This window comes from Ostreibacterium oceani (assembly GCF_009362845.1).
In the GTDB taxonomy this organism is placed as follows: Bacteria; Pseudomonadota; Gammaproteobacteria; order Cardiobacteriales; family Ostreibacteriaceae; genus Ostreibacterium; species Ostreibacterium oceani.
Genome location: NZ_WHNW01000004.1, coordinates 53,971 through 68,382 on the forward strand (window position 1 = coordinate 53,971; position 14,412 = coordinate 68,382).

Sequence of the window (14,412 nt, forward strand, 5' to 3'; positions counted from 1 at the left end):
AGCTCCATTTTGACGTGTAAAAGTAGGAGCTTGATATTGAGGTTGGCTTTTTATAGACGAACCCATTTTGCTGTTAATAGCAATTGTATCTATATCTAGGCTAAAATCAATCACAAAAGTAAGAATAAAATCACAGCAAATGTAATCGTTTTATTAGGTTTGCTGCATGGTGTGTTTTGGTTGGGTGGGCTTGCCAAGCAGAAAACAGTTAGCGGGCTATTCATCAGGTACGGGTAAAAAATCAAGTGGTAAGGCTGTTTTGGATTTGATTCGTTTGGTCACAATGTAGGTGTAGTAACGTTTTAACCCAATATTAGCGTTTAGCATGGTGTCAACCAGTTGCTGGTAGCTATCAATGGTCGGGACATCGATTTTTAGTAAATAATCAAACCCACCACCAATCGCCCAACATTCGCTTATTGCTTGGTGTTGGGCGATGTAGTCTTCGAAACGACTAAAATCTTGGGATTGATGGCTGCTAATTTCGGCTTGCAAAAAAACCGTGGTGTGAACACCCAATTTGTCTAAGCAAATCTTGGCGCCATAACCCGTGATGATGCCTGCATTTTCTAGGCGCTTGAGACGATCCCAGCAAGGTGCGGGTGACAGGTGAATGCGCTCTGCCAGTGCGGTCTTGGTAATGCGTCCTTCGTCTTGCAAAATGCGTAAAATGGCGAGGTCACGTTGGTCGAGTTTTATCATGTGTTTTTATTTGAATCAGTTACAATGGCGCAATTACAATGGCGCGGTTACAATAGCGGCCTAATTAATGGCGTTAATTGGCTGGCATTTCTGTGCCTAGCCCTTGGCGTTGCATTTGCGTCCAGACCGCATTGGCAATCGCTGTGTCTTGAATCCCTGTGCCAGTTAAGTCACACAAGGTGATTTGCTCATCATGTTGTCTGCCGATTTGTTGGCCCGCACAAACGTCACCTAATGTGATGAGCGGTGATGTTTGAGCTAAAAGCCCTTGTGACTGAACGCGACGCATTTCTCCACGTTCAATGGATTGGGCGATACTGTCAACAATAATGTTGTCTAGCGTTAGTATCGCCTGCGGATCGATTTCGTTTTTTACGGGTGAGTCTGCGCCCATGGCGGTAATGTGTAGGCCTGAGTGTAGCCAGCTGGCATCGATTAACGGCGTCTGAGACGGCGTTGTTGTCACTACGGCTTGGGATTTTTCTACCAATGCCTGACGGCTGGTCTCAACGTGCACGGGTTTTTGCAGTAATTCGCTTAGCTCGTGGGCTAATTGGTTGGCTTTGTCTGTGTTTCGCCCCCAAATGAGTATGCGCTCGACGTTGCGTTCTTGGGTAAAAGCCAACGTTTGTAGTTTGGCTTGCATGCCCGTGCCAATAATACCTAGCGTTGGGCAGTGTTTGGGGGCAAGGTGTCGTGCCGCAACGCCGCCAGCGGCTGCTGTGCGTAAATCCGTCAAGTAACCGTTATCAAGTAAAACGGCTTTGGTTAGCCCAGTTTGTGCACAAAAAACAATCATTAAACCGCTTAGGCTTGGTAAGCCTTTGCTTGGGTTGTCAAAAAAGCCTGGGCTCGCCTTAATGGTAAATGTCGGTAGGCTGGGCACATAGGCTGTTTTGACATCGACCTCGCCGTTGACCATGGGTAGCTCCATACTGAGCACAGGTGGCATAATGACCTCTGTGGTTGCAAGCAGGGTAAATGCGTGCTCGATAGTGTCAGTGATAGATTGACTGAGCGGGAAGTGCGCTCTCAGAGTTTGTTCGTTAATCAGTTGAATGTTGGTCATATTTACACGATATAGTTAGTCAGTTACTGGTGTTGCTGTTTTGGGGTTAACGATGTCATAAAACTGTGCCATATCGATGTTTTTCCCAGAGATAATCAGGGCAATATGTTTGCCTAATAAAGGCGCTAGTCGCTGTTTTATGTCTTGGTCAATTAAGGCAGCAACACCCACCGCACCACCGCCTTCGGCAACGATGCCTTCATGAAGGAATAGGTGTTGCATGCCGCGAGCAATTTGTGCTTCGGATAATAAAATTAAGTCATCAAGATATTGTTTAGTCAGGTCAAACGTGTATTGATTGTTAAGGCCAATGCCACCGCCTAATGAGTCTGCTAAGGTGGGCTCTTCGGTAATTTCTACGGGGCGGTTTGCTGCTAAACAGGCGGCCATGCAAGCGCCGCGCTTGGGGCTAACGCCAATGACGCGAATGTTGGGGTTAATGGTTTTAAGCACCATTGCAATGCCACCGAGCAATCCACCGCCAGAAAGCCCAACAATGACGCTATCAATTTGAGCGAAATCAGCCAGTAATTCTAGCCCAATAGTGCCTTGTCCTGCAATAATATCAGCGTGATCAAACGGTGGGATTTCAATCAGGCCTTTTTCTGCGACGAGCTGGTCAACGACGGTTTGTGCATCGTCTTGGCTGTTGCCAAATATTTCAACTTGCGCGCCTAGCGCGCGAATCGCCTCGACTTTGTTGCGAGGGACTAAGGTTGACATGCAAATAGTCGCTTGGGAACCCATTTTTTTGGCGGCGTAGGTGAGGGCGCGCCCGTGGTTCCCCGTTGAGGCGCAAACCACGCCGCGGGCGAGTTCCGCTGGGCTTAATTGTGCAATAGCGTTAGCCGCGCCGCGTAATTTGAATGCACCGATAGGCTGTAAGGTCTCTAGTTTGAGTTGGACATCGTATCCGTTTGTCGATAAGCTCTCTGCACGAATTAGCGGTGTTTTTAGTGCCGTGTCACGGATGGCGTGCTGTGCTTGGTAAACGGATTGCAGGTTAAGGGGTTTGGCGCTTTTCATGGGGTGTCGATGATTCATTGTTTGATGGCTGTTTTTGGGGCTGATGCTTTTGTTTTTGTCGTTGTTTTCACGGTTGCTGCCGTAGCAGTTGCAGCCTTAGCAGTTGCTGCGGTGGATGGGTTTTGCGCCAAGCAATACTGTTGCAATCGGTACAGGGCGCATTCGATGTGAAAGCGTAAGATGGTGGCGATACTGTTGTGGTGACCTGCCTGCAATACACGCGTTAAATCCGTAATTTCTTCGCTGAGAATATCGGTTTCTTTTTTTAGTAATCGATTGTCTTTGAGCAAAAAAGGCCACATTCTAGCGGATTTGTAGAATAATAAAGACAGCATTTCACAGAGGGCGCGGCTATCAATGGCCTGTAGCGTGATTTCAAATAACTCTAGGTTGATTTCGGCAAATGCATGTTGCGGCGATTGATTTTGGTTGATTTGCTGGCTTTTAATGAGTAATTGTTGCATCTGCTGCAAAACCGAGTCGGGCATCGGAGATTTTAATTTTTGTGGAATGAGCATGACCAGCTCCATACGCATGGCATAGATATCGCATAGGTAGTCTAATTCAACGGTGGAGACATAATTGCCCGCGCCGTGGCGAATTTCAACCATGCCTTCGTTTTCAAGCGTGGTTAGTACGCGGCGAATAGGCGTGCGGCTGATGTTAAACTCTTCTGCCAGTGCGTGTTCTGATAGGCGCTTTCCAGGCTCGTACTCGAGTAAGCAAATCCGTTTTCTGAGTGTGCTATACACTTCATAAAACCGCTGTTGCGCGTCGTTACGTGATTCGTGTAAATTAAACATGGCGATGGGTTGCTTTGTTAAGTTGTTCGACAACCTGTGTAAACGTGCATAGATTGCTACTAAAAATTGGTTTTTTTATGTGGTTTTGTAATGCATCAAGTGCGCCAACGACCTGCAATGCGGTGCAGGAAATAAAGAGCGCTTGCCCCGCTGTAGTCACTGCACCTTTAGCCGCTTGGACAATGCTAGCAGGCGATACACAGGCGATATCGCGATCATCGTCAATATCAAGATAAGTGAGCGAGGTAATGGTGAGTCCTTGTTGACTAAAATATTCGGCGAGTTGATAACTAACGGATTGGCTATATGGACAGAGCAAGTCAATGTGTGTATAACCAGCTGATTGGATTGACTGTAACGATGCAGCGGCGGTTGTGATAATGGGTGTGTTGGGCAAGTCGATGGCTTGTTTAATGCGCGCCTCACCCAACAAAGCCGAGGCGGCAGTACAATTAAAAACCAGCGCATCCAGTGTTGTGTCTGGTAAGATTTGGGCGGCCGCACTAGGTAATTCAAATAGCATATCAGACAAACTTTTGCTGGTAATCGGATTTTGAAAATGTATACGATTGACAAAAACATCGAATTCGATTTGCCGCTTGTGACGCAGATAGTGAAAGTCGTGTTCGCAGGTTAAATCGGTGGACAAGACAATCATTCCGACTTTAGGCCGTGATTTGATGATAGGCTCGATGAGCGTATTGCTTCGCTGGGCTTCGGGTATGTGCATCGAGTTTTTTATAATTAAGTTAAGTAGGTGGCAGCCAATCAGATAACCAGAACAGGGATATTTGCCATGCTGGTGACCTTGTGCGAAACGCTGCCCAGCATAAACCCATCACGATCGCCATGACCGCGGCTGCCGAGGACAATCAAATCAATTTGTCGTTCTTCAGCAAAGGCGATAATGGTGCGTGCAACAGGCCCAATTTTGATAAACCCCCTAACGTTGATTTCAGGATTTGCCGCTGTGACAGTCGATTTGGCTGATTTAACCAGCTGCTCGCTGTATGCTAAGACACTATCACCGACCGTCGAATTATCATTAGGCATCATATGCATGGAGGCTTCTAGATTGCTCATGTGCTTTTGTACTAATAGAATATAAATATCAGCATGTAGTGATTGGTTAAGCTCAATCGCTTTTTCTAATGCGGCTTTGGCTGCGTCTGAGCCATCAATGGCGACAAGTATTTTTTTAAACATAGGTTTTTATCGTGGTGGTCTCGTGTTGATTTCGTGGGGCTCTATAAGGTCATTTATCAAAAGCAATATCACGCAAAAAGAGCGCAATTTGCGGAAAAATAATCAGCAGGGCAGACGTTGCCAGTAGAATGAATATAAAGGGCGGTGTGCCTCTAATGACTTCGATATAAGGACGTTTAAAGACGGCAATGGCGGTAAATATATCACAACCAAATGGCGGTGTCGCTGAACCAATCGCAACCTGTAGCGTAATAATGACACCAACCAAAACAGGGTCTAAGCCAGCTGCGTTGACAACGGGGGCAAAAATGGGCACAAGAATCAAGATGACCACAATCGGATCGACAAACATACAGCCGATAAAAAATGCGATGGATATAGTGACCAGAATGGCGATTGGCCCCATGTCTGCAATGCCGATGCCTGCCATAATGGCTTGTGGGATTTGTGCTAACGAAATGACATAGGAAAACGCCGCACCAGCACCGACCAGAATAAAGACAACTGCAGTGATTAACCCAGTAGATTGTGCTGTTTTGTAAATATCAGATAGCGATAGGGTTTTAAAAACAATGAATTCAAGAATAAAGGCATAAGCCACACAAATCGCGGCGGCTTCGGTGGGGCTAAAGATACCAGTATAAATTCCGCCGACAATAATGACGGGGAAGCCCAGTGGCCATAGGGCTTGCTTGACGGCAATAAAACGCTCAGGCCAAGTCGCTTTTGGTTCGGTGGGGACTTTGTGGATATGCGCATAAATCACACTGTAAATGGCAAAAAAACAAAGAATTAGAATGCCTGGCCCAATCCCTGCGATAAAGAGCTCAGCGATGGAGGTTTTGGAGACAACGCCATAGATAATCATGCCGATACTTGGTGGGATTAAAAAGGCGATATCACTCGCATTGACAATGAGGGCGAGTACAAAAGAGTCTTTGTAGCCTGCTTTTAGCATGCGGGGACGCAGCGGTGTGCCTACGGCGACGACCGTGGCTTGTGTTGAGCCTGAGACAGCGCCAAACAGCGTACAGGCAGTGGCCGTACTAATCGCCAGCCCGCCTTTGACGTGACCGATGAATTTCATCACCATATCAATCAGTCGGTTAGCGGATTCGCCACGCGTCATAATATCGGCGGCCAAAATAAACATCGGCACAGCAATGAGAGAAGCAGGGCGAATGCCAGCCATCATCTGCTGTACCATAAAATCCATTTTACTGAATCCACTAAAAATCTCATAGAATCCAATGGCCGCGCCCAAGAGCAGTGGTATCATCATCGGAAAGCCGAGGAGAAGTAAAATAATCATGGCAGCGAGCATTATCCAACCCATTGGTTTTCTCCCTTTAAATTTCGATTTCAGATTCTTGGTAGCCGTCAACTACCTGTGTTGATAGGTAGATGTCGTCCGCCAAATAGTTTTTGATTGCCGTTAATAAATATTGCACCCCAGTCATAAAAAATCCAATGGGCACCCATACATAAATAAACCAAACAGGGATTTGTAGCGCAGGGAGTATTCGTCCTTTTTTCATCATTCCTGCAATATAGCTAAATGCATAATAGCTGAGTGCGAGCATGCAAACAGCAGTCACCAGCGCGATGATAATCATCAATATTTTTCTGGGTTTGTGCCCCAACATGTCGAAAAAAGCGGTCATGCGGATATGTCTGCCATGTCTGGCAGCGTAGCTTAGCCCTGAGAAAGTAATAAAGATAATCAAAATTCGATTAAGTTCTTCGATAAAAAAGATTGATCCAAACGTCATGCGTCCGATGACATTGGCAATAGTGGCAATTGCCATAATCAATACGCCCGATGCTAGCATAAACGATTCAATACGACTGACAAAGCGGTCTAGCGTGCCGAGTACGCCAGGTAATGATGATTGATGCGGGCTAGATTCAAGGTTTGACATAGTGGTGTTTGGGGTGATTTTGTCGTTAGTTTTGTCGTTAATTTTGTGGGCGGTTTTCTGGCAAGCGTTGTTTTCGTGTTATTTGTTATGACGCAATGATTGCGTAATGATTGACTGAAACCCCTATCCGCAGTCAACGGATGCAACGCATAGATATAAATGAATATAGACGCTATTGCTAACCAGTTGACTGCTGATAATGTTGGGTTTAGTTAAGCTGACTTACTCGACTTATTTAGTCGCTTCTAAGTCTGCTTTTAGCTGTGTCAGTATAGCGTTGCCAGAGTCACCTGTCATTTCGACGAATTTGGCTTCGACTTCTGCAGCCGCATCTTTGAAGCATTGACGTTGTTCATCGCTTAGCACGGTGATGTTCATGTCGGGCTTGGCGGCTTTGATTTTCTCGAGTTCGGTGGTTTCTAGTGCTTTCTGGTACTCAACAATATAGTCAAATGCAGCAGCAGCGGCGTCTTGGACTAGCTGTTGATCGGCTTCAGATAGCTCACTGTAAAAATCTTGGTTCGCCATAATCGCCGTGGTGAAGTTGCTATGACCTGTATAGGTAATGTGGTCTGTGACTTCATAAATTTTGGTTGAGTAAAGGTAGAAAGTCGGGTTTTCTTGACCTTGGATGATGTTGGTTTGTAGTCCGCCGTAGACTTCGCCCCAGGGTAGCGGTGTTGGTGTCGCACCAAATGATTTGTATGTCTCGACGAGCAATGGGTTAGTCATTACGCGAAATTTCACACCGTCTAAATCACTACACGTATTGATGGCTTCTTTGGTCGTCATGGCGACTTCACCCTCGGGATACATTTTGAGTAACTCTAGCCCTTGATCGGCATAGAGTGTTTTGAAGTCTTCGTTGACGGCTTTGCTCTCTTTGAAAAAGCGTGCCAAATGGTCTTGATCAGCGGGTAAAATATAAGGAATAAAGAAAACCTGTGCTTCAGGGATTAACGCACCAGTAAATCCCGGTGATTGATTAACAAACTGTAAAATGCCCGCTTGTGCTTGTTCCATGATGTCAGCAGACTCGCCCAGTGTACCATAAGGAAATAGCTGGATGGTGTAATCTGAATTGGCCTCGATATGTTCTTTGAATTTGGTGGCATATACGCCTTGTACTTCAGTGAGAGATTCTTCGAATGCATATTTCCATTGCTCGGCAGACGCAACGTGAGCGATAAATGCGCTGGCAATGAGTGGTGTGTACAGGGCTTTTTTTATCATAAGATTTCCTCTTGATGGTTGGTTATTTTTCATTTAAGATATTGTATTAATTAATTTTATTTTTACTAATAAGCGCTAGGGTAATCAGTAAATTCTGAGTAGATTCTGCAATAAAAGCATTGGCTATAACTCCTATCACAAATTTTATCAGCCTACATTAACGAAAAAAAAAGCAGAAAGCAAATACTTTTTGTATACATTTTTTGATTTTTTAACTATTATTTACCTAAATCCCAGCAACAATATTGTGATTTGTATACCTCTTTGAGGGTGGCGGTGAATTTGCTGGGCTTTGCGTGTGGTTTTTTAGTCCATTTTTACAGGTGCCATTTTTACAGGTGCCATTTCTTAAAGGTAATAGGCATGAAAGAATCAAGACGACGGTTTAGCCGTCAAGAATATGTCGACAGACAAACCAAAGTCCGTCAATCGATGCGCGAAAAAGGGGTTGACGTATTAATCGTTACCGACCCATCCAATATGTGTTGGCTAACAGGGTATGATGCGTGGTCATTTTATGTACACCAGTGCTTGGTGATTGATGTCAATACGGCTTTGCTTTGGTACGGACGGATTATTGACGCATCAGCGGCCCAGATGACCACTGATTTGCCCGCTACGGACATTATTCCTTATCCCGATGATTATGTGATGTCAACCGAGCGCCACCCGATGGATTATCTTTGTGGCGTGTTGCGTGATCGTCAGCTAATAAATGGCGTGATTGGTGTGGAAATGGATAACTACTATTTTTCAGCCAAGGCCTATGAGGCGCTGCAACAAGGACTGCCAAAGACGAAATTTGTTGACGCAACCGCATTGGTTAACTGGCAGCGCAGTGTTAAATCGACGGCTGAACTGACCTATATGCGTCAAGCAGGCGCGATTATCAAAAAGGTGTACGACCATATTCTCGAAAAAGCAGAGCCTGGTATGGCGAAAAATGCCCTAGTGGCTGAAATTTTGCACGCCAGTGTCTCAGGGACGGATGGGGTTGCTGGTGATTATGCGGCTATTGTACCGCTGATTGGCGCTGGCGAAGAGGCATCTGCCTGCCATCTGACATGGGATGATTCGTTGATTGAAGGGGATACTGGTGTGTTTTTTGAGATAGCAGGCGTAGTGTCGCGATATCATTGTCCGTGCTCGCGCACCGTATACTTTGGGAAGCCACAAAAAAAATACCGAGAAATTGAAGCCGTAATTAATGAAGCGATTGCAAATACATTGCCCGTGTTTGCACCAGGACGGACCTGCGGCGAAGTGGCGGCGACTTTTTTTGATACGCTAGAAAAACACGGATTTAATAAAGACAATCGCTGCGGTTATCCAATTGGGCTATCTTATCCGCCTGATTGGGGTGAGCGCACCATGAGCCTGCGACGCACTGACACGACAGTGCTGCAGGCTGGGATGACGTTTCATTTTATGCCAGGCATGTGGTTTGATGACTGGGGGTTTGAGACGACTGAAAGCTTGGTGGTGACCGAGCAAGGCGGCGAGTGTTTGTCTAGTGTGTATCGAGGAATGCTCGTTAAGCCGTAAGGTAGCGTGCTAAGTGCGAAAGGGTTAGGCGCTTAAAGGTTAGGCGCTTAAGGGTTAGGCGCTTAAGTGGTTAGAATAATTAGAGAGAGACAGCTTAGTATGATTGAAACATCCATTACCCCCACGATTGATTTTGAACAATCGGGTATTCAACATGGTTTTTTAAGGTTGCCCTATTCGCGAGATGACTCTGCTTGGGGCGCGGTGATGATACCGATTGCCCAAATAAAAAATGGCGAAGGCCCCACGGCGCTTGTGACTGGCGGCAATCATGGCGATGAATACGAAGGTCAGATTGCGTTGCTAGATTTTGTCAATACGTGTCAGCTAGATGATATTCAGGGAACGGTTATCGTTGTGCCTGCCATGAATTATCCTGCGGCGCAAGTGGGTAGCCGTGTCTCGCCGATTGATAAAGGCAATTTGAATCGTTCCTTTCCAGGAAACCCCATTGGCAGCGTAACCGAAAAGATTGCAGATTATTTTACACGCTATTTAGTGCCACGCGCTGATTATGTCTTGGATATGCATTCAGGCGGCAAGACGCTGGATTTTATCCCGTTTGCGGCGTGTCATTATCTGGCCGACAAAGCGCAAGAAGCACGCTGTGAAGCCGCAATGCAAGCCTTTGGCGCACCCTACGAAGTCAAGATGCTAGAGATTGATGCGACCTCCCTCTATGACACGGCGGTCGAAGAACAAGGCAAGACTTTTGTAACAACCGAGCTGGGTGGCGCGGGCACAACGACACCAGAGACAGTCGCGATTGCTAAACGTGGCGTGGCTAACTTTTTGCGTCATGCAGGGATTTTACAGACGCTTGCTGAAGAAGAGCAACAAGCACCAGCCATTCGGATTGATATGCCTGATAATCGTTCGTATGTGTTTGCAGAGCACGAAGGCATTTTGGAGCCTTGCGTTGGGCTAGGGGATTATGTAGAGCAAGGGCAGTTAGTCGCCAAGGTTCACATCGGGCATCGTACAGCGGTGCTACCATTTGAGTATTATGCGCCGCGTGACGGGATTGTGATAACACGTAATTTTTCGTCTAAACTCAAAATGGGGGACTGCTTGCTGGTGATTGGTGAGATTGTTGGTACTTCATCATAAACGGCGTGACTAAATTGTGCCGCCAGCTAGCGCGTCGCTCAGAAAGCTGACCTAAAGCGAATTATTTACAGCCGTTGACTGAGACGTTAAATCGCATTCATGTTGACGGTTTTGCTGTCGTTTACAGGATAAAAAGTTTATAATGCCCCTTGTTTAATCGCCAGTCAATGAGTGCGGGATGATTGCCGTAACGTGTGATTCCGTCAAGTGCATTCCTCAAGTGCATCCCGTAAAGCCTGAGAGTAGGTTGAGTTGAATAGGCTGAACGTGTATAAACAAGATATGGGCATCGTATGACTATAATGAAAACGCTGAAACGCTGGTGGCATCAGCTGTCCTCGCCGCATTATTTTAATAAAATAGCGGCGATTTGTGCGCCTGTTTTTTGGATGGCGGCACTGCTGTTGTTGGTGTTGGGGTTTGTTTGGGGGCTTTTTTTTGCACCGCCTGATTACCAGCAAAAAGATGCATTTCGTATTATCTATGTCCATGTGCCCAGTGCGTTTTTGTCGATGGCGGTTTACGTCTCGATGGCAGTGGCTGGGTTGATTTATTATGTGTGGCATATCAAACTAGCGGCGTACTATAATCGTGGCATGGTGTTGCTGGGTGCATTGTTTACCGTGCTGGCATTATTTACTGGCGCCGTCTGGGGCAAGCCAATGTGGGGGACGTACTGGTCATGGCGCGATCCACGCCTGTTGGCAGAACTGCTTTTGTTATTTTTGTATTTGGGTTATTGGTCGCTGACGATTACGATTGAGCGCAAAGCCTTTGCTGACAAAATGGGGGCGATTTTGTTGGTCGTTGGTGTGATAAATATCCCTATTATCCACTACAGTGTCGTTTGGTGGAACTCGCTACATCAGGGCGCCACGATTATGAAGCTAGGTAAGCCGTCAATTGATGCGAGCATGTTGTGGCCGTTACTTATTTGTTTGCTGGGTTTTTTATGCTTTACCATTGCCTATGGCTTTGCGGCGACGCGTTATCAAATGATTGCCGCGAACAATGAAAAGCGTTGGCTGGAGCGTCTCTACTCATGAGTAATAACAATATGTTACAAGATTTTTTGCAAGTTTTGCATATGAGTGGCTATGCGGTGTTTGTATGGTCTGCTTTTGCCATGACGATGGCGGTGTTGATCGGCGTGTATTGTTATGTGAGTAGCCGCTTAAAAGCGGCACTAAAACAGCAAGAAGAAATGAATCAAGCAATAAAATCACAGAAATCAGCGCAGCAATTGTCGCCATCGCCCTCCGAAAAAATCAATGGCGGTGTAGGATGAAACCGGCACGTAAACGACGTTTAATCACCCTAATAGCGGTGCTAGTCGGTGTTAGTAGTGCATTGTCACTATTGTTGGTTGCTAAGGGGTCTAATTTGAACCATTATATGGAAATATCCGAAGTGCATGCAGGCAACGCACCAATCGGTAAGACGATTAGCATTGGTGGATTGGTTGAAGCAGGTTCAATTGAACGCACAGCGGGTTCGCTTCAAGTAGTGTTTAGTGTGACCGATACCAAAAAAAATATTACCGTTCACTACGAAGGTATCTTGCCTGATTTGTTTCGCGAGGGGCAAGGTGTGCTAGCACGTGGAAAACTAATCGATAAACAGACCTTTGTGGCGCACAATATCTTGGCAAAGCACGACGAAAACTACCTCCCCAAAGAAGTCAAAGCCGAACTTGAAAAGCAAGGGTATTTTCAGCAGGCAACACCAACATTATCTGGCGATGATTCGTCATTGCGTGGCGCAGATAATACGGGTTATGGCGGTACGGGTTATGGCGATTAATCATAGGGTAAATCAATGATTTTTTCTATTATAGAATTAGGACATTATGCGTTAATATTAGCGCTCGTCATGATGTTTTTACAAACCTTGCTGGGTTTTTTTGGTGCTTATGCCAAAGAGCTCAACAGCATCGCTTACAGTGTTCGCGCGGTAAAAGTAGGGTTTTATTTAACGACAGTATCGCTGGTGGCACTGGCCGTTGGTTTTTTGCAGAATGATTTCAGTGTCAAATATATTGCCTCTAACTCGAATGCCTATCTACCGTGGTATTATAAAGTGTCGGCGGTGTGGTCTAATCATGAAGGCTCATTATTGCTATGGGCGTGGATTTTGGCGCTGTGGAATTATCTTGTCGCTGTCAAGGCGACGCATTTGCCCCCCAGTTTTCGCGGCAAAGTTTTTGGCGTATTAGGTGTGATTAGCGCTGGATTTTTTTCTTTTCTTATTCTGACATCAAATCCGTTTGAACGATTACTGCCAGGCACGGCTGTTGGCGGATTCCCCTTGATTGGAGAAGACTTAAACCCGCTGTTGCATGACATTGGCCTGATTTTGCATCCGCCGCTGTTATATGTCGGTTATGTCGGGTTTTCGGTGTCGTTTGCGTTTATTGTTGCCGCTTTGTTAGAAGGTCGCTTGGATACGGCTTGGGCACGGTGGTGTCGGCCTTGGACGATGATGGCATGGTCATTTTTGACACTAGGTATTGCGTTGGGTAGTTGGTGGGCTTACTATGAATTGGGCTGGGGCGGTTGGTGGTTTTGGGATCCAGTAGAAAACGCCTCATTGATGCCGTGGCTTGCAGGGACGGCATTGATTCATTGCTTGGCAGCGACTGAAAAGCGCGATGTGTTTAAGATTTGGACGGCTTTTTTGGCGATTTCGACATTTTCTTTATCGCTGATTGGTACATTTTTAGTGCGCTCAGGCGTGCTCACTTCGGTACATGCCTTCGCCAACGACCCAACACGCGGTATTTATATCCTAGCATTGCTGGTGTTGATTTCAGGTAGTGCGTTTTTACTGTTGATTTTGCGCGCGCATCGGTTGCATGGTACGGGTCGATTTGAGTGGGTTTCACGAGAAATGGGGCTGTTGTTAAATAATCTGTTGCTGTGTGCGGCGTGTCTGATCGTCTTTATTGGTACGTTGGCGCCGCTGTTTTATGATGTGCTGGATTGGGGGCAAATTTCCGTCGGGCCTGCGTATTTCAACCAGATGATGCTTTATGTATTCGTTATTACTCTTGTTTTTTTAATGTTTGCGCCGTATTTGCACTGGAAACGTAATCGGCTTGCGCGATTTGTCCCGATGCTATTGATTGCCGCGGTATTTTCTTTGGGCTTGTCAGCCTTGATTAATGCGCCGTTTGCCTCGTTTAGTTGGTTGGCGTTTGCATTGACCGCGCTAACCCTAACGGCGGTTTTGTCGACTGGCTGGGATGCCTATCAGCAATCCTATCGAACCAAGACGGGCTGGCGATTACCGAGTAAAGGCTATTTAGCCATGCTAACCGGGCATTTGGGGTTTTTGGTCATGTCATTAGGTATTATTTTGGTGTCAAGCTATGCCGTGGAAATTGACCGTTATGTACGCTCAGGAGAGACGGTCGAGGTTGGCGATTATAATTTTGAAATGAAGGGCTTAAGCAATCACGAAAACAAAATTTATTCGGCTTCGCGGATTGATTTTTTGGTGCGTGATGCAGAAAATAACGTGGTAGGTATTATGTCGCCTGAAAAACGCCAATACGAAGTTTCGCAAATGCCAACCGCTGAATCAGCACTGCGAGCGAGTTTGACCGAGGATATTTATGTTGCCTTGGGCGAACCCCAAGATGCAGGGGCTTGGTCGGTGCGATTTCAAATTAAACCCTATATTCGTTGGGTATGGTTGGGGGCATTGATTATGTCACTGGCAACTGTATTTGTGCTCCGTGATCGACGCTATCGACTAAAACAATCTCAGGCAGTGTCATGAGGCAAGATGTCAT

Annotated in this window: 15 protein-coding genes; 6 read left to right on the forward strand and 9 right to left on the reverse strand. The window is 46.1% G+C overall.

Annotated elements, in window-relative coordinates; genetic code table 11:
• Window positions 1-216: 216 nt before the first annotated feature.
• The 9 genes from GCU85_RS04590 to GCU85_RS04630 all read right to left on the reverse strand — a co-directional run bounded on the left by GCU85_RS04590 (window position 217) and on the right by GCU85_RS04630 (window position 7,961).
• Complete coding sequence (locus tag GCU85_RS04590; protein WP_152809835.1) at window positions 217-702, reverse strand: Lrp/AsnC family transcriptional regulator; 486 nt, start codon at window positions 700-702, stop codon at window positions 217-219.
• Between the two features lie 73 nt (window positions 703-775).
• Window positions 776-1,771, reverse strand: coding sequence for a cyclodeaminase (locus GCU85_RS04595; RefSeq protein ID WP_152809837.1), 996 nt, complete (start codon window positions 1,769-1,771; stop codon window positions 776-778).
• 15 nt (window positions 1,772-1,786) lie between these two features.
• Window positions 1,787-2,815 carry a hydroxyectoine utilization dehydratase EutB gene (gene eutB / locus GCU85_RS04600; protein WP_218110541.1) on the reverse strand — a complete coding sequence of 343 codons (1,029 nt, stop codon included), beginning with the start codon at window positions 2,813-2,815 and terminating at the stop codon, window positions 1,787-1,789.
• The gene (locus tag GCU85_RS04605) at window positions 2,812-3,600 is read right to left on the reverse strand and encodes a GntR family transcriptional regulator (RefSeq protein ID WP_152809839.1); all 789 of its coding nucleotides are present in this window, start codon (window positions 3,598-3,600) and stop codon (window positions 2,812-2,814) included. Before GCU85_RS04605 ends, eutB begins: the two co-directional genes overlap by 4 nt.
• Window positions 3,593-4,330 carry an aspartate racemase/maleate isomerase family protein gene (locus GCU85_RS04610; RefSeq protein WP_152809841.1) on the reverse strand — a complete coding sequence of 246 codons (738 nt, stop codon included), beginning with the start codon at window positions 4,328-4,330 and terminating at the stop codon, window positions 3,593-3,595. The genes GCU85_RS04605 and GCU85_RS04610 overlap by 8 nt, the downstream gene beginning before the upstream one ends.
• Window positions 4,331-4,368: 38 nt before the next feature.
• Window positions 4,369-4,806 (reverse strand): universal stress protein, encoded by a 438-nt coding sequence (locus GCU85_RS04615; protein ID WP_152809843.1) that lies wholly within the window; start codon window positions 4,804-4,806, stop codon window positions 4,369-4,371.
• Between the two features lie 49 nt (window positions 4,807-4,855).
• On the reverse strand, window positions 4,856-6,142 hold the full coding sequence (locus GCU85_RS04620) for a TRAP transporter large permease (protein WP_218110542.1): 1,287 nt from the start codon (window positions 6,140-6,142) through the stop codon (window positions 4,856-4,858).
• A 13-nt stretch (window positions 6,143-6,155) separates the two neighbouring features.
• A complete protein-coding gene (locus GCU85_RS04625) occupies window positions 6,156-6,728 on the reverse strand; it encodes a TRAP transporter small permease (protein ID WP_152809845.1) in 573 nt (190 codons plus the stop codon).
• 231 nt (window positions 6,729-6,959) lie between these two features.
• Window positions 6,960-7,961 carry a TRAP transporter substrate-binding protein gene (locus GCU85_RS04630; protein WP_152809847.1) on the reverse strand — a complete coding sequence of 334 codons (1,002 nt, stop codon included), beginning with the start codon at window positions 7,959-7,961 and terminating at the stop codon, window positions 6,960-6,962.
• A 363-nt stretch (window positions 7,962-8,324) separates the two neighbouring features.
• Between GCU85_RS04630 and GCU85_RS04635 the strand changes: the two genes are divergently transcribed.
• The 6 genes from GCU85_RS04635 (at window position 8,325) to GCU85_RS04660 (ending at window position 14,399) form a co-directional block, all read left to right on the forward strand.
• Window positions 8,325-9,506 carry a M24 family metallopeptidase gene (locus GCU85_RS04635; protein ID WP_152809849.1) on the forward strand — a complete coding sequence of 394 codons (1,182 nt, stop codon included), beginning with the start codon at window positions 8,325-8,327 and terminating at the stop codon, window positions 9,504-9,506.
• A 99-nt stretch (window positions 9,507-9,605) separates the two neighbouring features.
• A complete protein-coding gene (gene doeB / locus GCU85_RS04640) occupies window positions 9,606-10,616 on the forward strand; it encodes a N(2)-acetyl-L-2,4-diaminobutanoate deacetylase DoeB (protein WP_152809851.1) in 1,011 nt (336 codons plus the stop codon).
• Window positions 10,617-10,909: 293 nt separating this feature from the next.
• On the forward strand, window positions 10,910-11,662 hold the full coding sequence (gene ccmC, locus GCU85_RS04645) for a heme ABC transporter permease CcmC (protein ID WP_152809853.1): 753 nt from the start codon (window positions 10,910-10,912) through the stop codon (window positions 11,660-11,662).
• Window positions 11,659-11,904, forward strand: coding sequence for a heme exporter protein CcmD (gene ccmD, locus GCU85_RS04650; protein WP_152809855.1), 246 nt, complete (start codon window positions 11,659-11,661; stop codon window positions 11,902-11,904). Before ccmC ends, ccmD begins: the two co-directional genes overlap by 4 nt.
• Window positions 11,901-12,419 (forward strand): cytochrome c maturation protein CcmE, encoded by a 519-nt coding sequence (ccmE, locus tag GCU85_RS04655; protein ID WP_152809857.1) that lies wholly within the window; start codon window positions 11,901-11,903, stop codon window positions 12,417-12,419. Before ccmD ends, ccmE begins: the two co-directional genes overlap by 4 nt.
• A 15-nt stretch (window positions 12,420-12,434) precedes the next feature.
• On the forward strand, window positions 12,435-14,399 hold the full coding sequence (locus GCU85_RS04660) for a heme lyase CcmF/NrfE family subunit (protein WP_152809859.1): 1,965 nt from the start codon (window positions 12,435-12,437) through the stop codon (window positions 14,397-14,399).
• The last annotated feature ends 13 nt before the right edge of the window (window positions 14,400-14,412 follow it).

What these genes read in the sequence shown, in the direction of transcription:
- GCU85_RS04590 (WP_152809835.1), bottom strand. Translation starts at nt 702, where the DNA reads ATGATAAAACTCGACCAACGTGACCTCGCCATTTTACGCATTTTGCAA.
- GCU85_RS04595 (WP_152809837.1), bottom strand. Translation starts at nt 1,771, where the DNA reads ATGACCAACATTCAACTGATTAACGAACAAACTCTGAGAGCGCACTTC.
- eutB (WP_218110541.1), bottom strand. Translation starts at nt 2,815, where the DNA reads ATGAATCATCGACACCCCATGAAAAGCGCCAAACCCCTTAACCTGCAA.
- GCU85_RS04605 (WP_152809839.1), bottom strand. Translation starts at nt 3,600, where the DNA reads ATGTTTAATTTACACGAATCACGTAACGACGCGCAACAGCGGTTTTAT.
- GCU85_RS04610 (WP_152809841.1), bottom strand. Translation starts at nt 4,330, where the DNA reads ATGCACATACCCGAAGCCCAGCGAAGCAATACGCTCATCGAGCCTATC.
- GCU85_RS04615 (WP_152809843.1), bottom strand. Translation starts at nt 4,806, where the DNA reads ATGTTTAAAAAAATACTTGTCGCCATTGATGGCTCAGACGCAGCCAAA.
- GCU85_RS04620 (WP_218110542.1), bottom strand. Translation starts at nt 6,142, where the DNA reads ATGGGTTGGATAATGCTCGCTGCCATGATTATTTTACTTCTCCTCGGC.
- GCU85_RS04625 (WP_152809845.1), bottom strand. Translation starts at nt 6,728, where the DNA reads ATGTCAAACCTTGAATCTAGCCCGCATCAATCATCATTACCTGGCGTA.
- GCU85_RS04630 (WP_152809847.1), bottom strand. Translation starts at nt 7,961, where the DNA reads ATGATAAAAAAAGCCCTGTACACACCACTCATTGCCAGCGCATTTATC.
- GCU85_RS04635 (WP_152809849.1), top strand. Translation starts at nt 8,325, where the DNA reads ATGAAAGAATCAAGACGACGGTTTAGCCGTCAAGAATATGTCGACAGA.
- doeB (WP_152809851.1), top strand. Translation starts at nt 9,606, where the DNA reads ATGATTGAAACATCCATTACCCCCACGATTGATTTTGAACAATCGGGT.
- ccmC (WP_152809853.1), top strand. Translation starts at nt 10,910, where the DNA reads ATGACTATAATGAAAACGCTGAAACGCTGGTGGCATCAGCTGTCCTCG.
- ccmD (WP_152809855.1), top strand. Translation starts at nt 11,659, where the DNA reads ATGAGTAATAACAATATGTTACAAGATTTTTTGCAAGTTTTGCATATG.
- ccmE (WP_152809857.1), top strand. Translation starts at nt 11,901, where the DNA reads ATGAAACCGGCACGTAAACGACGTTTAATCACCCTAATAGCGGTGCTA.
- GCU85_RS04660 (WP_152809859.1), top strand. Translation starts at nt 12,435, where the DNA reads ATGATTTTTTCTATTATAGAATTAGGACATTATGCGTTAATATTAGCG.